This is a genomic window from Ekhidna sp. (genome assembly GCF_965247405.1).
Lineage (GTDB): Bacteria > Bacteroidota > Bacteroidia > Cytophagales > Cyclobacteriaceae > Ekhidna.
This window is the reverse complement of sequence record NZ_OZ252014.1, coordinates 2105524-2122336: the sequence shown is the minus strand read 5'-3', so window position 1 is coordinate 2122336 and position 16813 is coordinate 2105524. Positions and strand designations below refer to the sequence as shown.

The following is a 16813-nucleotide window of genomic DNA, read 5'->3' as shown; positions in this document are numbered from 1 at the left end:
TTGCCAAAAAATTACAATCATCATGAGTGCCATTTCATACATTGAAGAACACAAAGAACAATTTCTAAACGAGCTTTTAGACCTGCTTCGAATTCCATCGGTAAGTGCTGATTCCAAATTTTCAGGGGATGTGATAAAAGCGGCAGAATACTTAAAAACTCGTTTTGAGGAACTTGACACTCATGTTGAAGTCTGCGAAACAGCTGGCTACCCAATCGTTTACGCAGAGCATATCAAAGACCCCAGCCTCCCAACTGTGCTTGTCTATGGCCATTATGATGTTCAGCCTGCTGATCCATATGAGCTGTGGGACTCTCCTCCATTTGAGCCAGTCATAAAAAATGAAAAAATCTATGCGCGTGGCTCTGCCGATGATAAAGGACAGATGTACATGCACGTGAAAGCATATGAAGCCTTGATCAAAACCGATAGCCTTCCTTGCAATGTTAAGTTTATGATTGAAGGAGAAGAAGAGGTCGGATCTGAAAACCTGGAGGTTTTTGTTAAAGAAAATCGTGAAAAATTAGCTGCGGATGTTATCCTGATATCAGACACGGCAATGATCAGCAATGATACGCCTTCAATCAATGTTGGCCTCAAAGGGCTTAGCTATGTAGAGGTGGAAGTAACCGGACCTAATCGAGACCTTCACTCAGGAGTGTATGGTGGTGCTGTAGCCAATCCAATCAATATTCTTTGCGAAATGATCGCCTCACTACAGGATGAAAAAGGAAGAATTACCATTCCCGGCTTTTATGACAAGGTGCAGGAGCTATCTGATGAATACAGAGCTAAAATGGCAGAAGCTCCATTTGAGCTGGAAAAATTCAAAAAAGATCTGGATATAGAAGAGGTAAAAGGTGAAGAAGGATACACCACCATTGAGCGAACAGGTATCCGGCCCACATTAGATGTGAATGGGATTTGGGGAGGATATATTGGTGAAGGAGCTAAAACGGTCCTTCCATCTAAGGCCAATGCTAAAATCTCTATGCGTTTGGTTCCTGATCAGTCAAGTGATGAGATCACAAAGTTGTTTGCCGATCACTTCGAAAGCATTGCTCCAAAATCTGTAAAGGTTAAAGTGACTCCACATCATGGCGGAGAGCCAGCAGTAACTCCAACGGATTCAATAGGATATAAAGCGGCGGTGAAGGCCATGGCAAAATCGTGGGGAAAAGACCCAATTCCAACACGTGAAGGAGGAAGTATTCCAATTGTTGCGTTGTTCAAGGAAGAGCTCGGATTGGATTCAATATTGATGGGATTCGGACTGAATGAAGATGCCATTCACTCTCCCAATGAAAGTTATGGGCTATTTAACTATTATCGTGGCATTGAAACGATTTCCTATTTCTATCAGTTTTTCACAGATATGTCAAAATAAATCTCCCTTTGAAGGGGAGCGTAGAGGAGGGTGATGTAAAAGCAGTCATTAAGATATCATGAAGAAAATATTCATTTCATTTATTCTAACAATCCTTGCCTTTAGCGCCTTCACTCAGGTGCTCAAACCAATCGAATGGAATGTCACACTTTCTGATGATTCTCCAAAAGCTGGAGATAAGATCGAGGTTCGTTTTAAGACCGAAATCGAAAAAGACTGGTATCTGTACTCCTCAGATTTTGATCCAGATTTAGGTCCTCTCGTTACCGAGTTTACTTTCGAGAAGAACGAAACATTTGAGTTGCTCGGTGAGATAGAACCAATTGACCCAAAGAAGAAGTACGACTCCTTATGGGAAGGTGAGTACACGTACTTCAAAAAAGAGGGGCTCTTTATTCAAAAAGTGAAAATCCTAAAGGAGGACTTTAAAATATCGGGAACATATTTCTATCAGGTTTGCTCCGACATAGATGGAAAATGCATACCTTTTGAAGACGAATTCTCTTTCGGAAATAACCCACCTGGTAAAACAGATGACTTAAAAAAAAAGGCTGAGCCCGAAGCAACCGAAGGAAGCCTGTGGTCGATTTTAATTACTGCATTCCTGGCTGGGCTGGTGGCATTGCTTACACCGTGTGTGTATCCAATGATCCCAATTACGGTTTCGATTTTCTTAAAACAAAGCAAGTCTAAAAAGGAAGGCATTGGAAAAGCACTCATCTATGGCCTTTCGATCATTGTCTTCTTTAGCTTGTTGGGATTTTTGATCTCTTTGATTTGGGGATTCACAGCACTAAACGAGTTGAGCACCCATTGGTTATTTAACCTGATTATATTCTCGGTCTTCATCCTTTTCGCCCTTTCGTTCTTTGGTTTGTTTGAGATCACTCTTCCATCCTCATTGGTAACGAAAATTGATCAACAAGCAGATCGAGGTGGGCTCATCGGTATTTTCTTTATGGCTATCACGCTAGTCTTGGTGAGCTTTTCGTGCACCTTTCCAATTGTCGGTACGGCTTTGATCAATACATTGAGTGGCGGTTCCATTCTCGAAGGAACGATGGCCATGTTTGGCTTCTCTCTGGCTTTTGCTATTCCATTCACAGGGTTTGCCATTTTCCCTGCCTGGTTAAAATCCATGCCTGAGTCCGGTGGCTGGCTTAATTCAGTAAAAGTTGTTCTGGGATTTTTGGAGCTGGCTCTTGCGTTGAAGTTCCTAAGTGTTGCAGACCTGGCTTATCATTGGGGCATTCTTGACCGGGAAGTATTTATCGCCTTATGGATCGCCATTTTCGGTCTGCTGGGACTATACCTCATTGGTAAACTAAAGTTGAAGAGCGATACAGACTCTGACAGGATATCGGTGACACGACTGATCCTTGGCGTAATCACTTTTACTTTTACCATTTCGCTCATTCCCGGTTTGTGGGGAGCACCGTTAAAATCGCTCTCTGGTTTCCTTCCGCCAATGGCAACCCATAACTTCAATCTGCTTCAGGAAGAAGCCGGTGGTACTACATGTGAAGACCCTAAGTACACTAACATTCTGCATTGGCCACATGGGCTTCAGGGCTATTTTGACTATGAGCAGGCATTGGCCTGTGCTAAAGAGCAAAACAAGCCACTTTTCATTGACTTTACAGGTCATGGTTGTGTCAACTGTCGAGAAATGGAGCAGCGTGTCTGGTCAGACCCGGAAGTGTTGAAACGACTAAGTGAAAACTTTGTGCTGGTTGCTCTATATGTGGATGATCGAACAAAACTTCCTGAAAATACCTGGTACACCTCTACCTACGACGGGAAATTAAAAAAGACCATTGGTCAGCAAAATGCAGACTTCCAAATTACCCGTTTCAATAACAATGCTCAGCCATTTTATGTCATACTCAATGAAGAGGAAGAGCTTCTGATCACACCCAGAGCGTATGATTTGAGCGTGACCGGTTTTGTTGATTTTCTGGATAATGCCTTGGAAAACCACCGAAATGACACAGTTTTGTAGCGTCATCAAGCTAATAGCATGAAAAAAACGAGAATCTGGCTCGTAATCACCGGGCTGACCATCGCGCTGATTTCAGCTGTATATGTAAAAGTCCCTCTATTAGAGCAGGAAGAAGTGGTAGAAGAGATTGACATTGATTCCACGTTTTTTCACCTGCCAACATTGCATTATGGATATCCCATTGACTCTTTTGAAATTACTGAGGGTCTGGTAAAGTGGAATCAGAATTTATCGGAAATTCTATCTGCATTTAATATTTCCTACCAGGATCTACACCTTTTATCTCAACGATCAAGAGAAGTTTTTGACGTGAGAAAACTCAAGGCGGGTTCTCGGTTCTCAATTATTCATGAAAAAGACTCATTGAAAACTGCTCGCCAGTTTATATTCGAACCATCCCCTACGGAGTATGTAGTCTATAATTTGGTTGATTCCATTTTTGCCGACGTACAGAAAAAGCCGGTTAAGGTGCAAGAGCGAACAATTGCAGCTGAAATCAACTCATCGCTATATGAATCCTTACTTGATAAAGGTGCTTCTCCTTTATTGGTAGGACAAATGGTAGATGTATTTGCCTGGCAGGTTGATTTCTTCAGGATTGCAAAAGGCGACAAATTCAAACTCATTTTTGATGAGGAGACCGTAGATGGAGAGGTGGTGGGAATCAAGAGTATTAAAGGAGCATATTTTGAGCATTGGGGGAAACCATACTATGCCATTCCCTTTCAAAATGGTGAAAAGTTGGATTTCTTTGACGAAGAAGGTAAGAGCCTTAGAAAAACGTTGCTTAAATCACCCCTGGAGTATTTCAGTCGAATCAGCTCCCGCTATTCCCTTAGAAGGTTTCATCCGGTACAGAAAAGATATAAAGCTCACCTCGGAACTGATTATGCTGCTCCAACAGGAACCCCGATTCGAACAGTAGGTGATGGAGTAGTGCTTGAAGCAAGATACCATGGAGGCAATGGCAACTATGTTAAAATCAAACATAATAGCAACTACACTACACAGTATCTACACATGTCCAAGATTGCTCGGGGCATCAGACCTGGAACCATAGTAAAACAAGGTCAAACCATCGGATATGTAGGCAGCACCGGGCTGGCTAATGGACCTCACCTTTGTTTTAGATTCTGGAAAAACGGTCGTCAGGTGGATGCGCTAAAAGTGGATTTACCATCCTCAAGCGGAGTAGATGACAGCCAAATTGGTGATTTTAAGATCTATAGTGATTCAGTTAAAAACGTGCTTGATCTGATAGATTATGAGCAACAGGAAACACTTCTCGCTAAGATTCCATCTGATTCTGAGGATAAGCCGACACCCTGAAAACTTCAATAAATCCAATCCGTTTGCGTAAACGCACAATTATTCTTTAGTTTTTGCATTTATTTGAGTTATTTTGGCCTAAATCATCCTTAAATCAGATGCGAAAAATTTATTCTGTTGTCATTTTTTCGCTTGCTTTTACCGCCACCACATTCGCCCAAGTCTCCAGTGATACTTTGGTTCAGGTGTATGGCAACCTGCTAAAAGCAGCAGATTCCACTCCAGTAGTTGGCAATATCCTGTATGAAAAACTCCCCTATTATGATGATATGGGTATTTCCTCCACCAAAACAGATGGCTCCTTCCAAATACAGCTCATCAAAGGAGAGACCTATAATTTTTCCGTAAAAAAAGAAGGCTTTAAAAAATTTACTGAAGAAATTCAGGTGACGGGAAATCTAAACCGTGACTTTTACATTGAAGAAGACCTTATCGAGTTGAGAAAACTCGAAAACCTCATTTTCGCTCGTGGTAGCGACCAAATCTCACCCAGCTCTTATCAGGAGCTAAATGAACTTGCTACTTGGATGAACGAGAACCCTTCAATCGTCATTCAACTGGAAGGTCATACAGATTTTGCCGGAAATCCTGACGCCAACATGCGACTATCAGAAGCCCGTGTGGTAGCTGTTCAGGAATATCTGATTGATCAAAAAGTGAGGAAAAATAGGATTTTCACCAAGGCATTTGGTGGCACTCAGCCAGTGACACAGGATCGAACTGATGAGGCAAAAGCCCTCAACAGAAGAGTAGAAGTAAGAGTTATCCGTCGTTAAAGCTAGACACAATGAAAAAAATCTACCTAATCGTCCTTGGCCTTTTGGCAGTATGTACTGTTGAGGCACAAGAGACCGTAGCATGGGGCACACAAGTAATTGATGTTTCCTCAGAATATTCGCCTTATGAATATTCTGCCATTCAAACATTACACAGACCAAACGTCTTGCCGGGAGGCGGAGACAACCCCAATGCCTGGAGGCCGAAGAGCACAAACAAAGAAGAGTTTGTCATGGTGGAGTTTCGTACGCCAATCAAAGCCAAACAAATTGCGATTGCTGAGTCTGAGAATCCTGGTGCAGTGAAAGCTGTATATGGTTATGACAGTGACTATAATGAATATTTACTCTTTGAACTGACTCCAAGAGAGCTCCCTATTGAATCAAGGCTCCTAAACCTCTTTTTCGAGGAAACACCGTATGGTGTTCAGGCAATTCGAATCGTGCTGGACTGTAGCGTGTCAGATGGATACAATGCGATCGATGCAATTGGTGTATCTGCCTCTAACATTCCAATTAATGTATTGCTAAACCTGGCCAAAGGAGTAAATAGCTCTGTTGACGCTGAAAAACTTAGCACCAATGTAAATAGTGATTATGTGGAGCACAGCCCAATCATTTCTCCGGATGGAAAGCGACTCTATTTCAGTAGACAGTTTCATCCCGATAATGTAGGAGGCGAGAATGATGCTGAAGATATTTGGGTGTCTGAACTTGACGAAGAAACAGGCGAGTGGCTACCTGCACGAAACATTGGGCCTCCTCTAAACACCAAAGGACCTAACTTCATTAGTTCCATCAGCAAGGTTGGAGATGAAGAAGTATTGATTCTTGGAAACCGATATGGCAAAAAGGGGAGAATGTACACCGGAGTATCTATGTCAAAAAAGCAAGGTGATACTTTTTCTGATCCTGAATCAATAGAAATTGAAAATGAGTACAACTACTCACCCAATGCTGATTTCTTCCTTGCGCCAGAAGGAAAAGCCATGATCATGTCTGCAGAAAGGGATGATACGTATGGGGGCAGAGACCTTTATGTGACCTTCAAGAAAAATGACGGTACCTGGACTGAGCCAATGAATTTGGGTAACGATATCAATTCGCCTGGAGAAGATGAATCTCCATTTATGGCAGAAGATGGTCGCACGCTGTATTTTTCTTCCGATGGATATTCCGGATATGGTGGGGCAGATATCTATGTTTCATTCAAACTGGATGATTCATGGAAACGATGGTCTGAACCGGAGAACCTGGGTCCTGGGATCAATCGTGAAGGAAACGATGAGTATTTCAGCATTCCGGCTACCGGTCAGAAACTATACTTTACCAGAGGAGAAAAAGGAGAGGACACAGACATCTTTAGTTTTAAAGTTCAGGACTTGTTCTCTGATCAGGTAGAATCCCCATTGGTTTCATCTGTTGAGCACCTGGTACCAGAAGATATTATTGCTACAGTTTCAGGAACCGTTCTGGATGCTAAAACCGAAACGCCTGTAGAGGGTGCCACTGTACTTATCGAGCGGCTTCCTGATGGATTAGATATTGGGCATGCGGCCACAGACTCAACAGGTACGTTTAATTTTACTGTACAGGGGGGCTGGCAATATGGTTTAGTTGGAGAAGCTGAAGGATATATTTCCGAAACTGAACGCCTTGATTTTATTGAGCTGGATAAATCTGACACGGTTGAAAAATTCATTCGAATCTTCCCAATTCAAAAAGGCGAAACTATTGAACTAAAAAATATCTTCTTTGATTTTGATAAAGCAGAGCTGAAAACAGCATCATATCCTGAGCTCAATCGAGTACTCGATTACCTGAAAAGAGGGACAATAGAAAAGATTCTCATCTCAGGTCATACAGACAGTGTGGGTGATGAAAATTACAACATGCGTTTATCAGGCCGTAGGGCAAAAGCCGTCATGGACTACTTCCTTCAAAATGGCATCAGCGAAGATCGGCTTGCTTACAAAGCTTTTGGTGAGTCCCAACCAAAAGTGGCTAATGACACCCCTGAAAACAGACAGAAAAACAGAAGGGTGGAGTTCCAGATTCAATGATGACCTAAAAGAGATTTGTATAAAGAGTCAGCTTTCGAGCTGACTTTTTTTATTTTTAATATATGGATACAGCAACACAGTCACAGATCAGGGATCTTTTTGAGCAAGTAAAGAGGCACTCAATCAACCAGAGAAACTCAAGCCTATCCGAAAGAAAGGCCAAGCTCAAGAAGCTAGAAGATTGGATCATGAAGCACCGAATAGGGATTCATGAAGCTGTCCATAAGGATCTGCAAAAACCACACGAAGAAACCGACCTTACAGAAGTTTTCGTTGTACTTTCTGAAATAAGAAAAGCAAGAAAAAATTTGAAACGATGGATGCTACCCAAGCCTGCTGCATCAAGTATCACGTACCTGGGAACCAAAGCGGAAACATTTTACGAGCCAAAGGGAGCATGCCTGATCATCGCTCCCTGGAACTATCCATTCCAACTTGCAATTGGTCCATTGGTTTCTGCCATTGCAGCTGGAAATACGGTCATTATTAAACCATCCGAGTTTTCAGAAAACACTTCGGAGTTGATCCACCAAATGTGTTCGGACATTTTTAACCCGAAAGAAGTAAGTGTGGTATTAGGAGCGGTGAAAGAATCACAAGAACTTCTATCCCTTCCCTTTGATCATATCTTTTTTACTGGTAGTCCGCAGGTGGGTAAAATTGTAATGGAAGCCGCAGCAAAGCACCTAGCTTCTGTGACGCTTGAGCTGGGTGGTAAATCACCTTCCATTGTTGATCAATCAGCTAACATCAAAGATGCCGCTCAAAAAATCGCGTGGGGTAAATGGCAAAACGCAGGGCAGGTATGCATTGCTCCTGATTATCTTTTTGTGCATGAAGATGTAAAGGATAAGCTTATTGAAGAGCTCGTGGTGCAGTCAGAAAAGTTATATGGGAACAAAGAGACGTATGGAGGAATTATCAGCCGCCATCATCATAATCGCATCAACGACCTCATGGCTGATGCGATCGACAAAGGAGCCAACATTGAATTTGGGGGGAAATCTGACCGTGATAATTTGAGGTTTACTCCGACTCTCCTTTCAAATGTTAGCAAAGACACCCGAGTGTTGGAAGAGGAAATCTTTGGACCGATTTTACCATTAATGACCTACACAGATCTGGATTCAGTCATTGATTTCATCAATGAAAAACCAAAACCGCTTGCGCTATATGTTTTTGCTGGTAAAAAATCCGTCATCTCTAAAGTGAAGAAAAGTACCAGCTCAGGTATGATGACCATAAATGATGTAGTACTTCAATTCGCACACCCTAATCTTCCGATTGGCGGGGTAAATAACAGCGGAATCGGCAAAGCGCACGGGCATGCCGGTTTCATTGCTTTCTCTAATGAAAAGGCGGTGGTAAAACAGCGAACGGGGCTAACTATGGCAAAGACGGTTTATCCACCATATTCTGCCTTCAAAAAATTTATGATTGATTTCATGGTTAAGTATTTTTGAGCCGTGAAAAAGTTAATTCTAGTAATTTTCATTGCTGCATTTGCATGTAGCTCTCCGTCTAATGAGAAGACGTCCAATCGTCCTTCAGAATGGCATGGTAACTGGAAAGCTGAATGGGAAACTCCACCAGAATCGTATCCGGAAGTTGAAGACATGGAATTCTACATGGATGGAAGTTTTGTCTTCACAGCAGACAGCCTCACGGTCACGGCAAATGGATATCCAGACTGCATTTTTAATGTGGATACCCTCTCACACACCCAGTCCTGGTATGTCTCCAATGACACTCTTTTTCTTGTCAACGATCCGGAAAGTCCTGGCATGACTTATCGGGTGGCATCAAAATCAGAAGACAGGATCAGGCTTCAACTGATGGAGGATATCTTCGTTACACTCTCAAAGTAGTTTAATCTTTCTGTTAAAAATGCGTTGTGCCTTATTAGAACGCACATAATCTCTTTAACTTGGTCATATAAAATATCCAAGCCATGAAAAAGCTTCTTAAAGTCCTGGCAGTAGTTTTTGCCATACTAATCATTGCTATTATTGTTTTACCCATCATCTTCAAGGATGACATTAGAAAAGCGCTTGACGATACGATGGCTGAAAACCTTGATGCTACGGTTTACTATGACATAGATGGGTTCAGCATATCATTGATCAAAAACTTTCCTGATCTCACGGTAAGCATGAGTGATTTTGGAGTGGTTGGAAAAGGGGTTTTTGAGAAGGATACGCTCACATCGGTGAAGAATTTCCTAGTGACGGTTGATCTGATGTCCGTCATTAATGGAGATCAAATCATCGTTGAAGAGATTTCGTTGGATGAACCAAAAATAAAAGTGCTGGTGCTCCCAGATGGAACTGCCAATTACGATATCGCAAAAGAGACAGAAAACGAGGTAGTAGCACAGGAAGAAACCAAAGAAGAGGAAATAGCTGAAAGTACCGATACAAGTGAGGAAAGTACAATGAGTATCGGCATAGAGCAATGGAGCATCAATAATGCGCAATTGGTCTACCTGGATCAATCCATGAATTTCTATACCCAATTGACAGGCTTAAATCATGAAGGCTCTGGAGACTTCACACTTGATGTTTTTGACTTGACAACAAAGACTACTGTAGATGCTGTTTCACTTGGCTTTGAAGGAACCGAGTATGTGTCCAATAAGCGACTGGACATTGATGTGACCCTCAATATGAATTTGGACGAGATGAAGTTCACCTTTATGGAGAACCGCTTCGCAGTTAACCAGTTCGCTATTGAAGCAGATGGATTCGTTAGTATGCCTGGAGATGACATCAATATGGACATCACTTTTGGAGGAAAAGACATCAGCATCAAAAGCATTTTATCATTGATTCCGGGTGTTTATCAGGAATACCTGGATGGTGTCAATGCAAGTGGTAGCATTGGTTTTGATGGGTATGTAAAAGGGACTTATAATGAATCCTCCATGCCACAAGTTGCCGCCAACCTGGCCATAGAAAATGGAAGAATCAGTTATGATGATTTTAATATCCCAATAGAAAATCTAAACATCCAATCCAATTTTAATTATCCATCGGCAGACCTAAGAGAAACCAGCTTCAATATTGACAAATTCTCCATGCTGGTAGATGGTGAGTCTGTAGATGCTTATTTGAAATTTAAGAATCTGGAAAACTATCAATGGGATTTTGGATTTGATGGAAATGCCGACCTGGAAAAAATTACAAAAGTAGTGCCTTTGGAAGGCATGACTCTTCTCGGAAAAATCAACGCGCAGCTTAAGACTGCTGGTCAAATGGCTGATGTGGAAGCTGAGCGATATGATAAATTACCCACCTCTGGTAGCTTAACCATCAATGATTTCATGTTCAAGAGTGATGATCTTCCCCAGGGTTTCAGTATTTCTCAAGCCAACTTGACATTTGACCCTTCAGACATCTCTCTGTCAGAATTCTCCGCAAAATCAGGAAATTCAGATTTTAGTCTTTCAGGCAAGGTGAGTAATTATCTTGGCTTTGCACTCTCTGATGGAATGCTTGTAGGCCGGCTAGACTTTAAGTCTAATCTGATCGATATCAATGAGCTCATGCCCGAGGAGAGCATGGAGGAAGAAGCAGCAGCTGAAGAAGAGGTGACTGAGATCGTAGAAGAAGGCTCGGAAGAAAGCGAAGAGGCAGGGCTTGAGGTGGTCAAGATTCCTGAGAACATCGATTTCACCCTGGCTTCTTCTATTGAAAAAATAGCCTATTCAAACATGCCAATCACAAACTTTCAGGGAAAAGTGCTGATAAAAGATGGAGCAATTATTCTGGATAAGAATACATTTAACATGCTCGATGGGACGTTCGAGCTGACCGGGTCATATGTGACCAAAGGTTTGGAGAAACCCAAATACAGTCTTGGATTTAAAATCAAAGATCTCTCCATCGCCAATGCCTTCCAGACATTTGAGACCGTCCAGTCGTATGTGCCAATTGCCAAGCAGGTTTCAGGTAAATTCTCAACGGACTTTAACGTGACAGGACTACTTGGGGAGGACATGATGCCAATCATGGAAGAGATAAACCTTAAAGGCCTGGTAGATATAGCCCAGGCGCAATTGGAAAAAGGTGACTTTATGCAAAAACTATCGGCAGTGGCTGCTTTAAAAACGGGCGCCTCGGGTCAAACCAGTGATAAAATCTCCATGAAGGATGTGCTTATCAAAACAGAAATTAAAAATGGCAGAATGTATGTTGAGCCTTTTGAGCTAAACGTCAAAGGGCAAAAGGCCGTTCTTGGTGGCAACAATACACTTGATGGAAAACTCAACTATTCTATGCTATTGAAAGATATTCCTACAGGCGCCATTGGTAATGCACTAAATAGCGCTATTAGCTCATTTACAGGTGGAAAAAAATTGATCGCAGACAAAATTGATCTGGATTTGGGAATAGGCGGAACATATGATGACCCACAGATCAAGCTCCTGGGTAGCAGCGAGTCATCAGGAAGCTCAGGTGCGACGGAATCTTTCAAAAAACAAATCTCTGCACAGGTAGACGAGCAAAAAGCAAAAGCTGAGGCGGAGCTGGCTAAGAAGAAGGCTGAAACCGAAGCAAAAGCCAAAGAAGAACTTGAGCAGCAAAAGGCTGAACAACGCAAAAAAATCATTTCAGAAGCTGAAGCTAAGGCTGCTGAAATAAGGAAGCAAGGGAAGGCCAGCGCAGAAAAGGTAAAAAAAGAAGGATATGCTGCAGCAGACAAGTTGGTTGCTGATGCCGGGTCTAACCCAATTAAAAAGAAAGTTGCCCAGGAGGCTGCTAAGAAACTGAGAGCGGAGGCAGACCAAAAAGCCAAACAAATAGAAGCTGAAGCGAATAAAAAGGCAGATAAATTGGTCGCGGAAGCGAAAGAAAAAGCAGCTAAAATCTAATAGTTGAAGCTACCACCGCTGCAATACCTGCATGCGGTGAGCATCTAGTTTTAAAAAGCTGAAAAGCAGTATCGTAAAGGCCCAAAGGGATGAGCCTCCATAGCTGAAAAAAGGTAAGGGAATTCCAATCACTGGGAATAACCCGATGGTCATAGCTATATTCACTGTGAAATGGAAGAAAATGATGCCTATCACGGAGTAACCAAATACTCTTGAGAAAGTGGACTTTTGACGTTCCGCTAAAAAAGCCAGCCTCAACAATAGCGCAGTGAAAACACAAAGCAAAAGAATGCTTCCTATCCAGCCTTGTTCTTCCCCTATAGTGCAAAAAATGAAGTCCGTAGTTTGCTCTGGCACAAAATCAAATTTTGTTTGTGTTCCTTCTAAAAAGCCTTTTCCTGCAAACCCTCCAGAACCAATGGCAATTTTTGATTGAGTGACATTCCATCCGGCTCCTAACGGATCGATGTTTGGATTGATTAATGATAACACTCGCTTCTGCTGGTGAGGCTTCAACACTTCGGTCAGAATAAAATCCACACTTCTCACTGCCAAGGTGACCATTACTGCAGAAGCCACAATATAAAGTAGTCGCTTCGGGTTTCTTGCATTCAGACCAAGCGCCAACAGTGTGACAATAGCAATTCCGGCTAATAAAACAGTTTGGCTTACCAAAAGCGTCAATATGAAAACAGCAAATACAGAAACCCCGATGATCAGTAGTTGTGGCGGCATCCCCTCTCTAAACATCGGGATGACAAGAGCAGTAAAAACCAATGCAGTACCTGTGTCACCCTGCAAGACGATCAAAGCCATTGGCAAAAGAATGATCGCAAATGAGATACCCATTGTGTTCAGGTTTTCCAGCTTCCGTGTCGGATGATCCAGATACTTTGCTAAGGCGAAAGCTGTAGCAAATTTTGCAAACTCCGAGGGTTGTAAACCAAAACCACCAATACCCACCCACGATTTAGAACCAGCAACTTCCTTTCCACCTACAAGGATCAGAAGAAGCAGCACCATAAATACACCATAAATGACAAGGGCGAACGAATCGAAGAATTTGTAATCAAAGAAGAACAGTCCAAAGGCAATGACTATTGATGCCATGATCCACACCAACTGGCGTCCAGCGCTCGTTCCAAAATCAAATATGCTCTGATTAATATCCGGATCATATTCTGCAGCATAGATATTCAGCCAGCCAGCAAGTGCCAGCACCCCAAAGAGCAGGACCGAAATCCAATCAATTTTCTGCGAGAGTGGGTCTTGGCGCATTTTCTGGTAAATATCTTTCTTCTAAAACATAATCTTCCAACCAAGGACGTGAAACCGTCCCCAGCACATATTTTTCTGCAAGTAAGCTCGCCACGGAAACTGCTGCTCGTCCTCCCTGGCCAGCATTTTCTACATAAGCAGCTACTGAAATTTTAGGGTCGTCAAGCGGGGCAAAACCCATGAATCCAGAGTGGTCTTCTCCATGCGGGTTCTGAACAGTACTGGTTTTACCAGCAAGTTTTAATTCTTCCAAATAACCCCTTCTACCGGACCCTGCCTCCACTACTTGCTCCATTCCTTTCAGGATTGGCTCATATAAAGCCGGATCGAATGGCAATATCTCTTTTTTAACATTAGGATTGGGCCATCCGGCTATTTTATCTACCACATGCGGAGTTATGAAATGCCCCCGGTTCGCCAGAATAGCTCCAAGGTTTGCCATCTGCAAAGGCGTTACTAGCAATTCCCCCTGACCAATACTTAGCGATGATATGTTTGAGTACTTCCATCGCTTAGCTCCATAAACCCTGTCATAATATTCGATACTGGGTACATTCCCGATGATCTCATTGGGAAGGTCTACTCCAAGTTTCCGCCCCAACCCAAATTGTTTTATGTATTCCCGCCATTGCTCAAATCCTATTCTGCTATCCAGAAACTGACTTTCTTCAACTCCTTGCTCCACCATCCTTCTCATTATGAGATAGAAATAATTGTTGGAGGATTTTGTAATCGCCTTGATCATGTTGTAGGGCCCGGGGGGAGCCAGATCTCCGATGTTTGATCCGTCGGTTCGGATAATTTCATCCGCTGTGACTACCCCTTCGTGCATGGCGATAACTCCCTGAATCGTCTTGAACATAGACCCGGGGGGATAACGAGCCTGTAGGGGGCGATTAAAAAGTGGTTTGTCTTCGTTGCTATTTAGTTCTGGAAAATTCTTACTCAAATTTTTTCCGCTCAATAGATGAGGATCATAAGAGGGAGCTGAAACCAATGCCAAAATTCTTCCTGTTTCTGGTTCAATGGCAACTACGCTTCCCACCTTTCCTTCCATCAGTTTCTCTGCATATTGCTGAAGTTCCAGATCTATCGTCAGGTGAATGTTTTCACCTGACTGTGGAAGCGTGTCATATTCCCCGTCGCGATAGTCGTCTTTGATGATTCCCTGAACATTCACCACTTTATATGTGGCACCACGCTTGCCCCGCAGGTGCTCCTCATAAGCCTTTTCTATACCACCAATCCCAATGTAGTCTCCGGACTGATAATAATTTGTTGTATCTCGATTTAGAAATCCTTTGCTAACCTCACCGACATACCCTACTACATTGGCTAACGACTGGGTATTATAGGATCGAATGGTCCTTGGCAGCACATAGAATCCCGGATAATTAATCAATTGATCCTGTAATCGGGCAAACAGGTCATCTGAAATTTGCTCAATAAATTTTGATGCTAGAATTGAAGAAAATTCCTCTGCCTCCTCTAGCTTCTCGGTCAGTTCCTCCTTTTCGATTTCCAGAAGCTCACAAAAGGCTATGGTGTCACTAATCTCTGCTTCTGTCGGCACAATCATCAAGTCATACACTGGAGAATTGTAAATAACAAGACTGTCATTGCTGTCGTAGACCAGCCCTCGGAAAGGGTATTGGACAATTTTTTGAACCACGTTGTTTTCTGCCGCTACTTTATAGTCTTCCTCCAAGATTTGGATATAGAACAGCCTCACAGCAAAAATGATCGCTGTAAAAAGAATGAGTCCCCGAATGATTAACCCTCGCCCTCTCATGCTCGTCTACTCGTAGGTGTGATGATAAAGTTGATAACGAAAATAACAGCAGTACTAAAGATAGCACTGAAAACAACTTTACTCAAGACCATTCCAAAAAGATGAAATCCTCCATTTTCGATGACAAAAATCAAAAAATGGTGAAAGAAGACTAATGGAAAAACAAAGTAAACCAGACCTGATTTTTTCAGGGTGCTTACGTTTAGGTTTGTTAGCTCTTGCGAATCGTCATTAACGACATTTAACCAGAAATTCCGCAAAAACATTACAGCCACAGATGCAGAAGCATGAATCCCTGGCGTGTCGGTAAATACATCGATGATTAGTCCGGTCAGAAACCCAATGACCATTAAGTAGGAGCGGCTCAACGTTCTTGGAAGCAAAAGAAGAAAGCCGACATAAAAGAAACCAAAAGCTTTGTCAAACAAAGTGATGCGATGGACTAAGGGCAGCTGAATCAGCAACAGCAGAATCAGATTAAGGATTTGTTCTTTTATGCTTACTCTGTTCATTGCACCTGTAATGAATCTTTTTCTTCCTTCAACAAATCTTTGATCACAAACACATGATATAAGCTGGTAAAATCAGTTGCTAATTTCACTTTCGCTTCATAAAAAGTCATGTGCTCTTCCAGGTTTAGTTCATCCACAATCCCGACCAGAATATTCTCTGGAAAAACAGAGTTGAAACCGGACGTTACAATGGAGTCTCCTTCTTTCAGCTTGATATGTCGTGGGATATACTTGAGACTGGCTCTATCATACGTTTCCTGATCCCATTGAATGGTACATTTGGTGTCTGTTCGTTTCACTTTCGAAGAAACCAACAGCTTCGGATGCAACAATGAATAAATTGTAGCGAAGTTGTTTGTCACAGACTTAACCTGACCCACAACACCAAATGAGGAAATCACTCCCATCCCTACTGCTACACTATCTTTCTTTCCTGCAGATATGGTCACGAAGTTGGCACTTCGCTCGAAAGTGTTGTTAATCACCTTAGCCCCGATGACCTGATATTGCTCTACGGTATCTAAAAAGGAGCTTTGTTCTGAACGTAACATTCTTAATTGCTCCTGCAACTGCTCGTTTTCCAGCATTAGCTGCTGATTTATTTCTGAAAGCTCAAAGTAATTGCTTACCTCATTGGATGTTTGCGTGAGTGATGCAGCTACATCATTGCTAGAATTTAAGAATGCAGCATTGTATCGGTTATTGTAATTGATCAGAAGCCATGCACTGAGAATTTCAAGGCCTAAAAAAACGCCTATTTCACGTTGCTGATAAAGGAAGTCTAAAAGCCTTTGCATTCAC

General features: G+C 42.3%; 12 protein-coding genes. 8 read left to right on the top strand and 4 right to left on the bottom strand.

Translation table 11 applies throughout. The features are described 5' to 3' along the window. Window positions 1-22 precede the first annotated feature (22 nt). From ACP14Y_RS09610 to ACP14Y_RS09575, 8 genes are all read left to right on the top strand, one after another. Window positions 23-1387 (top strand): dipeptidase, encoded by a 1365-nt coding sequence (locus ACP14Y_RS09610; RefSeq protein WP_424962744.1) that lies wholly within the window; start codon window positions 23-25, stop codon window positions 1385-1387. 58 nt (window positions 1388-1445) lie between these two features. After that, window positions 1446-3389, top strand: a complete 1944-nt coding sequence (locus ACP14Y_RS09605; protein WP_424962743.1) for a thioredoxin family protein — start codon at window positions 1446-1448, stop codon at window positions 3387-3389. Window positions 3390-3407: 18 nt separating this feature from the next. Then, window positions 3408-4718 (top strand): peptidoglycan DD-metalloendopeptidase family protein, encoded by a 1311-nt coding sequence (locus tag ACP14Y_RS09600; protein WP_424962742.1) that lies wholly within the window; start codon window positions 3408-3410, stop codon window positions 4716-4718. 98 nt (window positions 4719-4816) lie between these two features. Then, a complete protein-coding gene (locus tag ACP14Y_RS09595; RefSeq protein ID WP_424962741.1) occupies window positions 4817-5494 on the top strand; it encodes an OmpA family protein in 678 nt (225 codons plus the stop codon). An 11-nt stretch (window positions 5495-5505) separates the two neighbouring features. Next, on the top strand, window positions 5506-7557 hold the full coding sequence (locus ACP14Y_RS09590) for an OmpA family protein (RefSeq protein ID WP_424962740.1): 2052 nt from the start codon (window positions 5506-5508) through the stop codon (window positions 7555-7557). 62 nt (window positions 7558-7619) lie between these two features. After that, window positions 7620-9020 (top strand): aldehyde dehydrogenase family protein, encoded by a 1401-nt coding sequence (locus ACP14Y_RS09585; protein ID WP_424962739.1) that lies wholly within the window; start codon window positions 7620-7622, stop codon window positions 9018-9020. A 3-nt stretch (window positions 9021-9023) separates the two neighbouring features. Beyond that, window positions 9024-9425 carry a hypothetical protein gene (locus ACP14Y_RS09580; RefSeq protein WP_424962738.1) on the top strand — a complete coding sequence of 134 codons (402 nt, stop codon included), beginning with the start codon at window positions 9024-9026 and terminating at the stop codon, window positions 9423-9425. Window positions 9426-9508: 83 nt separating this feature from the next. Continuing rightward, a complete protein-coding gene (locus tag ACP14Y_RS09575; RefSeq protein ID WP_424962737.1) occupies window positions 9509-12430 on the top strand; it encodes an AsmA-like C-terminal region-containing protein in 2922 nt (973 codons plus the stop codon). 9 nt (window positions 12431-12439) lie between these two features. On the opposite strand, the gene rodA is transcribed toward ACP14Y_RS09575, so the two are convergent. Genes rodA through mreC form a run of 4 tightly spaced genes read right to left on the bottom strand, consistent with a single transcriptional unit; the run spans window position 12440 to window position 16809 of the window. Continuing rightward, window positions 12440-13708: a rod shape-determining protein RodA gene (rodA, locus tag ACP14Y_RS09570; RefSeq protein WP_424962736.1), complete on the bottom strand. Its 1269-nt coding sequence runs from the start codon at window positions 13706-13708 to the stop codon at window positions 12440-12442. Then, complete coding sequence (locus ACP14Y_RS09565; RefSeq protein ID WP_424962735.1) at window positions 13677-15500, bottom strand: penicillin-binding transpeptidase domain-containing protein; 1824 nt, start codon at window positions 15498-15500, stop codon at window positions 13677-13679. The genes rodA and ACP14Y_RS09565 overlap by 32 nt, the downstream gene beginning before the upstream one ends. After that, on the bottom strand, window positions 15497-16012 hold the full coding sequence (locus ACP14Y_RS09560; RefSeq protein WP_424962734.1) for a hypothetical protein: 516 nt from the start codon (window positions 16010-16012) through the stop codon (window positions 15497-15499). Before ACP14Y_RS09560 ends, ACP14Y_RS09565 begins: the two co-directional genes overlap by 4 nt. After that, a complete protein-coding gene (gene mreC, locus ACP14Y_RS09555; protein WP_424962733.1) occupies window positions 16009-16809 on the bottom strand; it encodes a rod shape-determining protein MreC in 801 nt (266 codons plus the stop codon). Before mreC ends, ACP14Y_RS09560 begins: the two co-directional genes overlap by 4 nt. Window positions 16810-16813 lie beyond the last annotated feature (4 nt).

What these genes read in the sequence shown, in the direction of transcription:
- ACP14Y_RS09610 (WP_424962744.1), top strand. Translation starts at nt 23, where the DNA reads ATGAGTGCCATTTCATACATTGAAGAACACAAAGAACAATTTCTAAAC.
- ACP14Y_RS09605 (WP_424962743.1), top strand. Translation starts at nt 1,446, where the DNA reads ATGAAGAAAATATTCATTTCATTTATTCTAACAATCCTTGCCTTTAGC.
- ACP14Y_RS09600 (WP_424962742.1), top strand. Translation starts at nt 3,408, where the DNA reads ATGAAAAAAACGAGAATCTGGCTCGTAATCACCGGGCTGACCATCGCG.
- ACP14Y_RS09595 (WP_424962741.1), top strand. Translation starts at nt 4,817, where the DNA reads ATGCGAAAAATTTATTCTGTTGTCATTTTTTCGCTTGCTTTTACCGCC.
- ACP14Y_RS09590 (WP_424962740.1), top strand. Translation starts at nt 5,506, where the DNA reads ATGAAAAAAATCTACCTAATCGTCCTTGGCCTTTTGGCAGTATGTACT.
- ACP14Y_RS09585 (WP_424962739.1), top strand. Translation starts at nt 7,620, where the DNA reads ATGGATACAGCAACACAGTCACAGATCAGGGATCTTTTTGAGCAAGTA.
- ACP14Y_RS09575 (WP_424962737.1), top strand. Translation starts at nt 9,509, where the DNA reads ATGAAAAAGCTTCTTAAAGTCCTGGCAGTAGTTTTTGCCATACTAATC.
- rodA (WP_424962736.1), bottom strand. Translation starts at nt 13,708, where the DNA reads ATGCGCCAAGACCCACTCTCGCAGAAAATTGATTGGATTTCGGTCCTG.
- ACP14Y_RS09565 (WP_424962735.1), bottom strand. Translation starts at nt 15,500, where the DNA reads ATGAGAGGGCGAGGGTTAATCATTCGGGGACTCATTCTTTTTACAGCG.
- ACP14Y_RS09560 (WP_424962734.1), bottom strand. Translation starts at nt 16,012, where the DNA reads ATGAACAGAGTAAGCATAAAAGAACAAATCCTTAATCTGATTCTGCTG.
- mreC (WP_424962733.1), bottom strand. Translation starts at nt 16,809, where the DNA reads ATGCAAAGGCTTTTAGACTTCCTTTATCAGCAACGTGAAATAGGCGTT.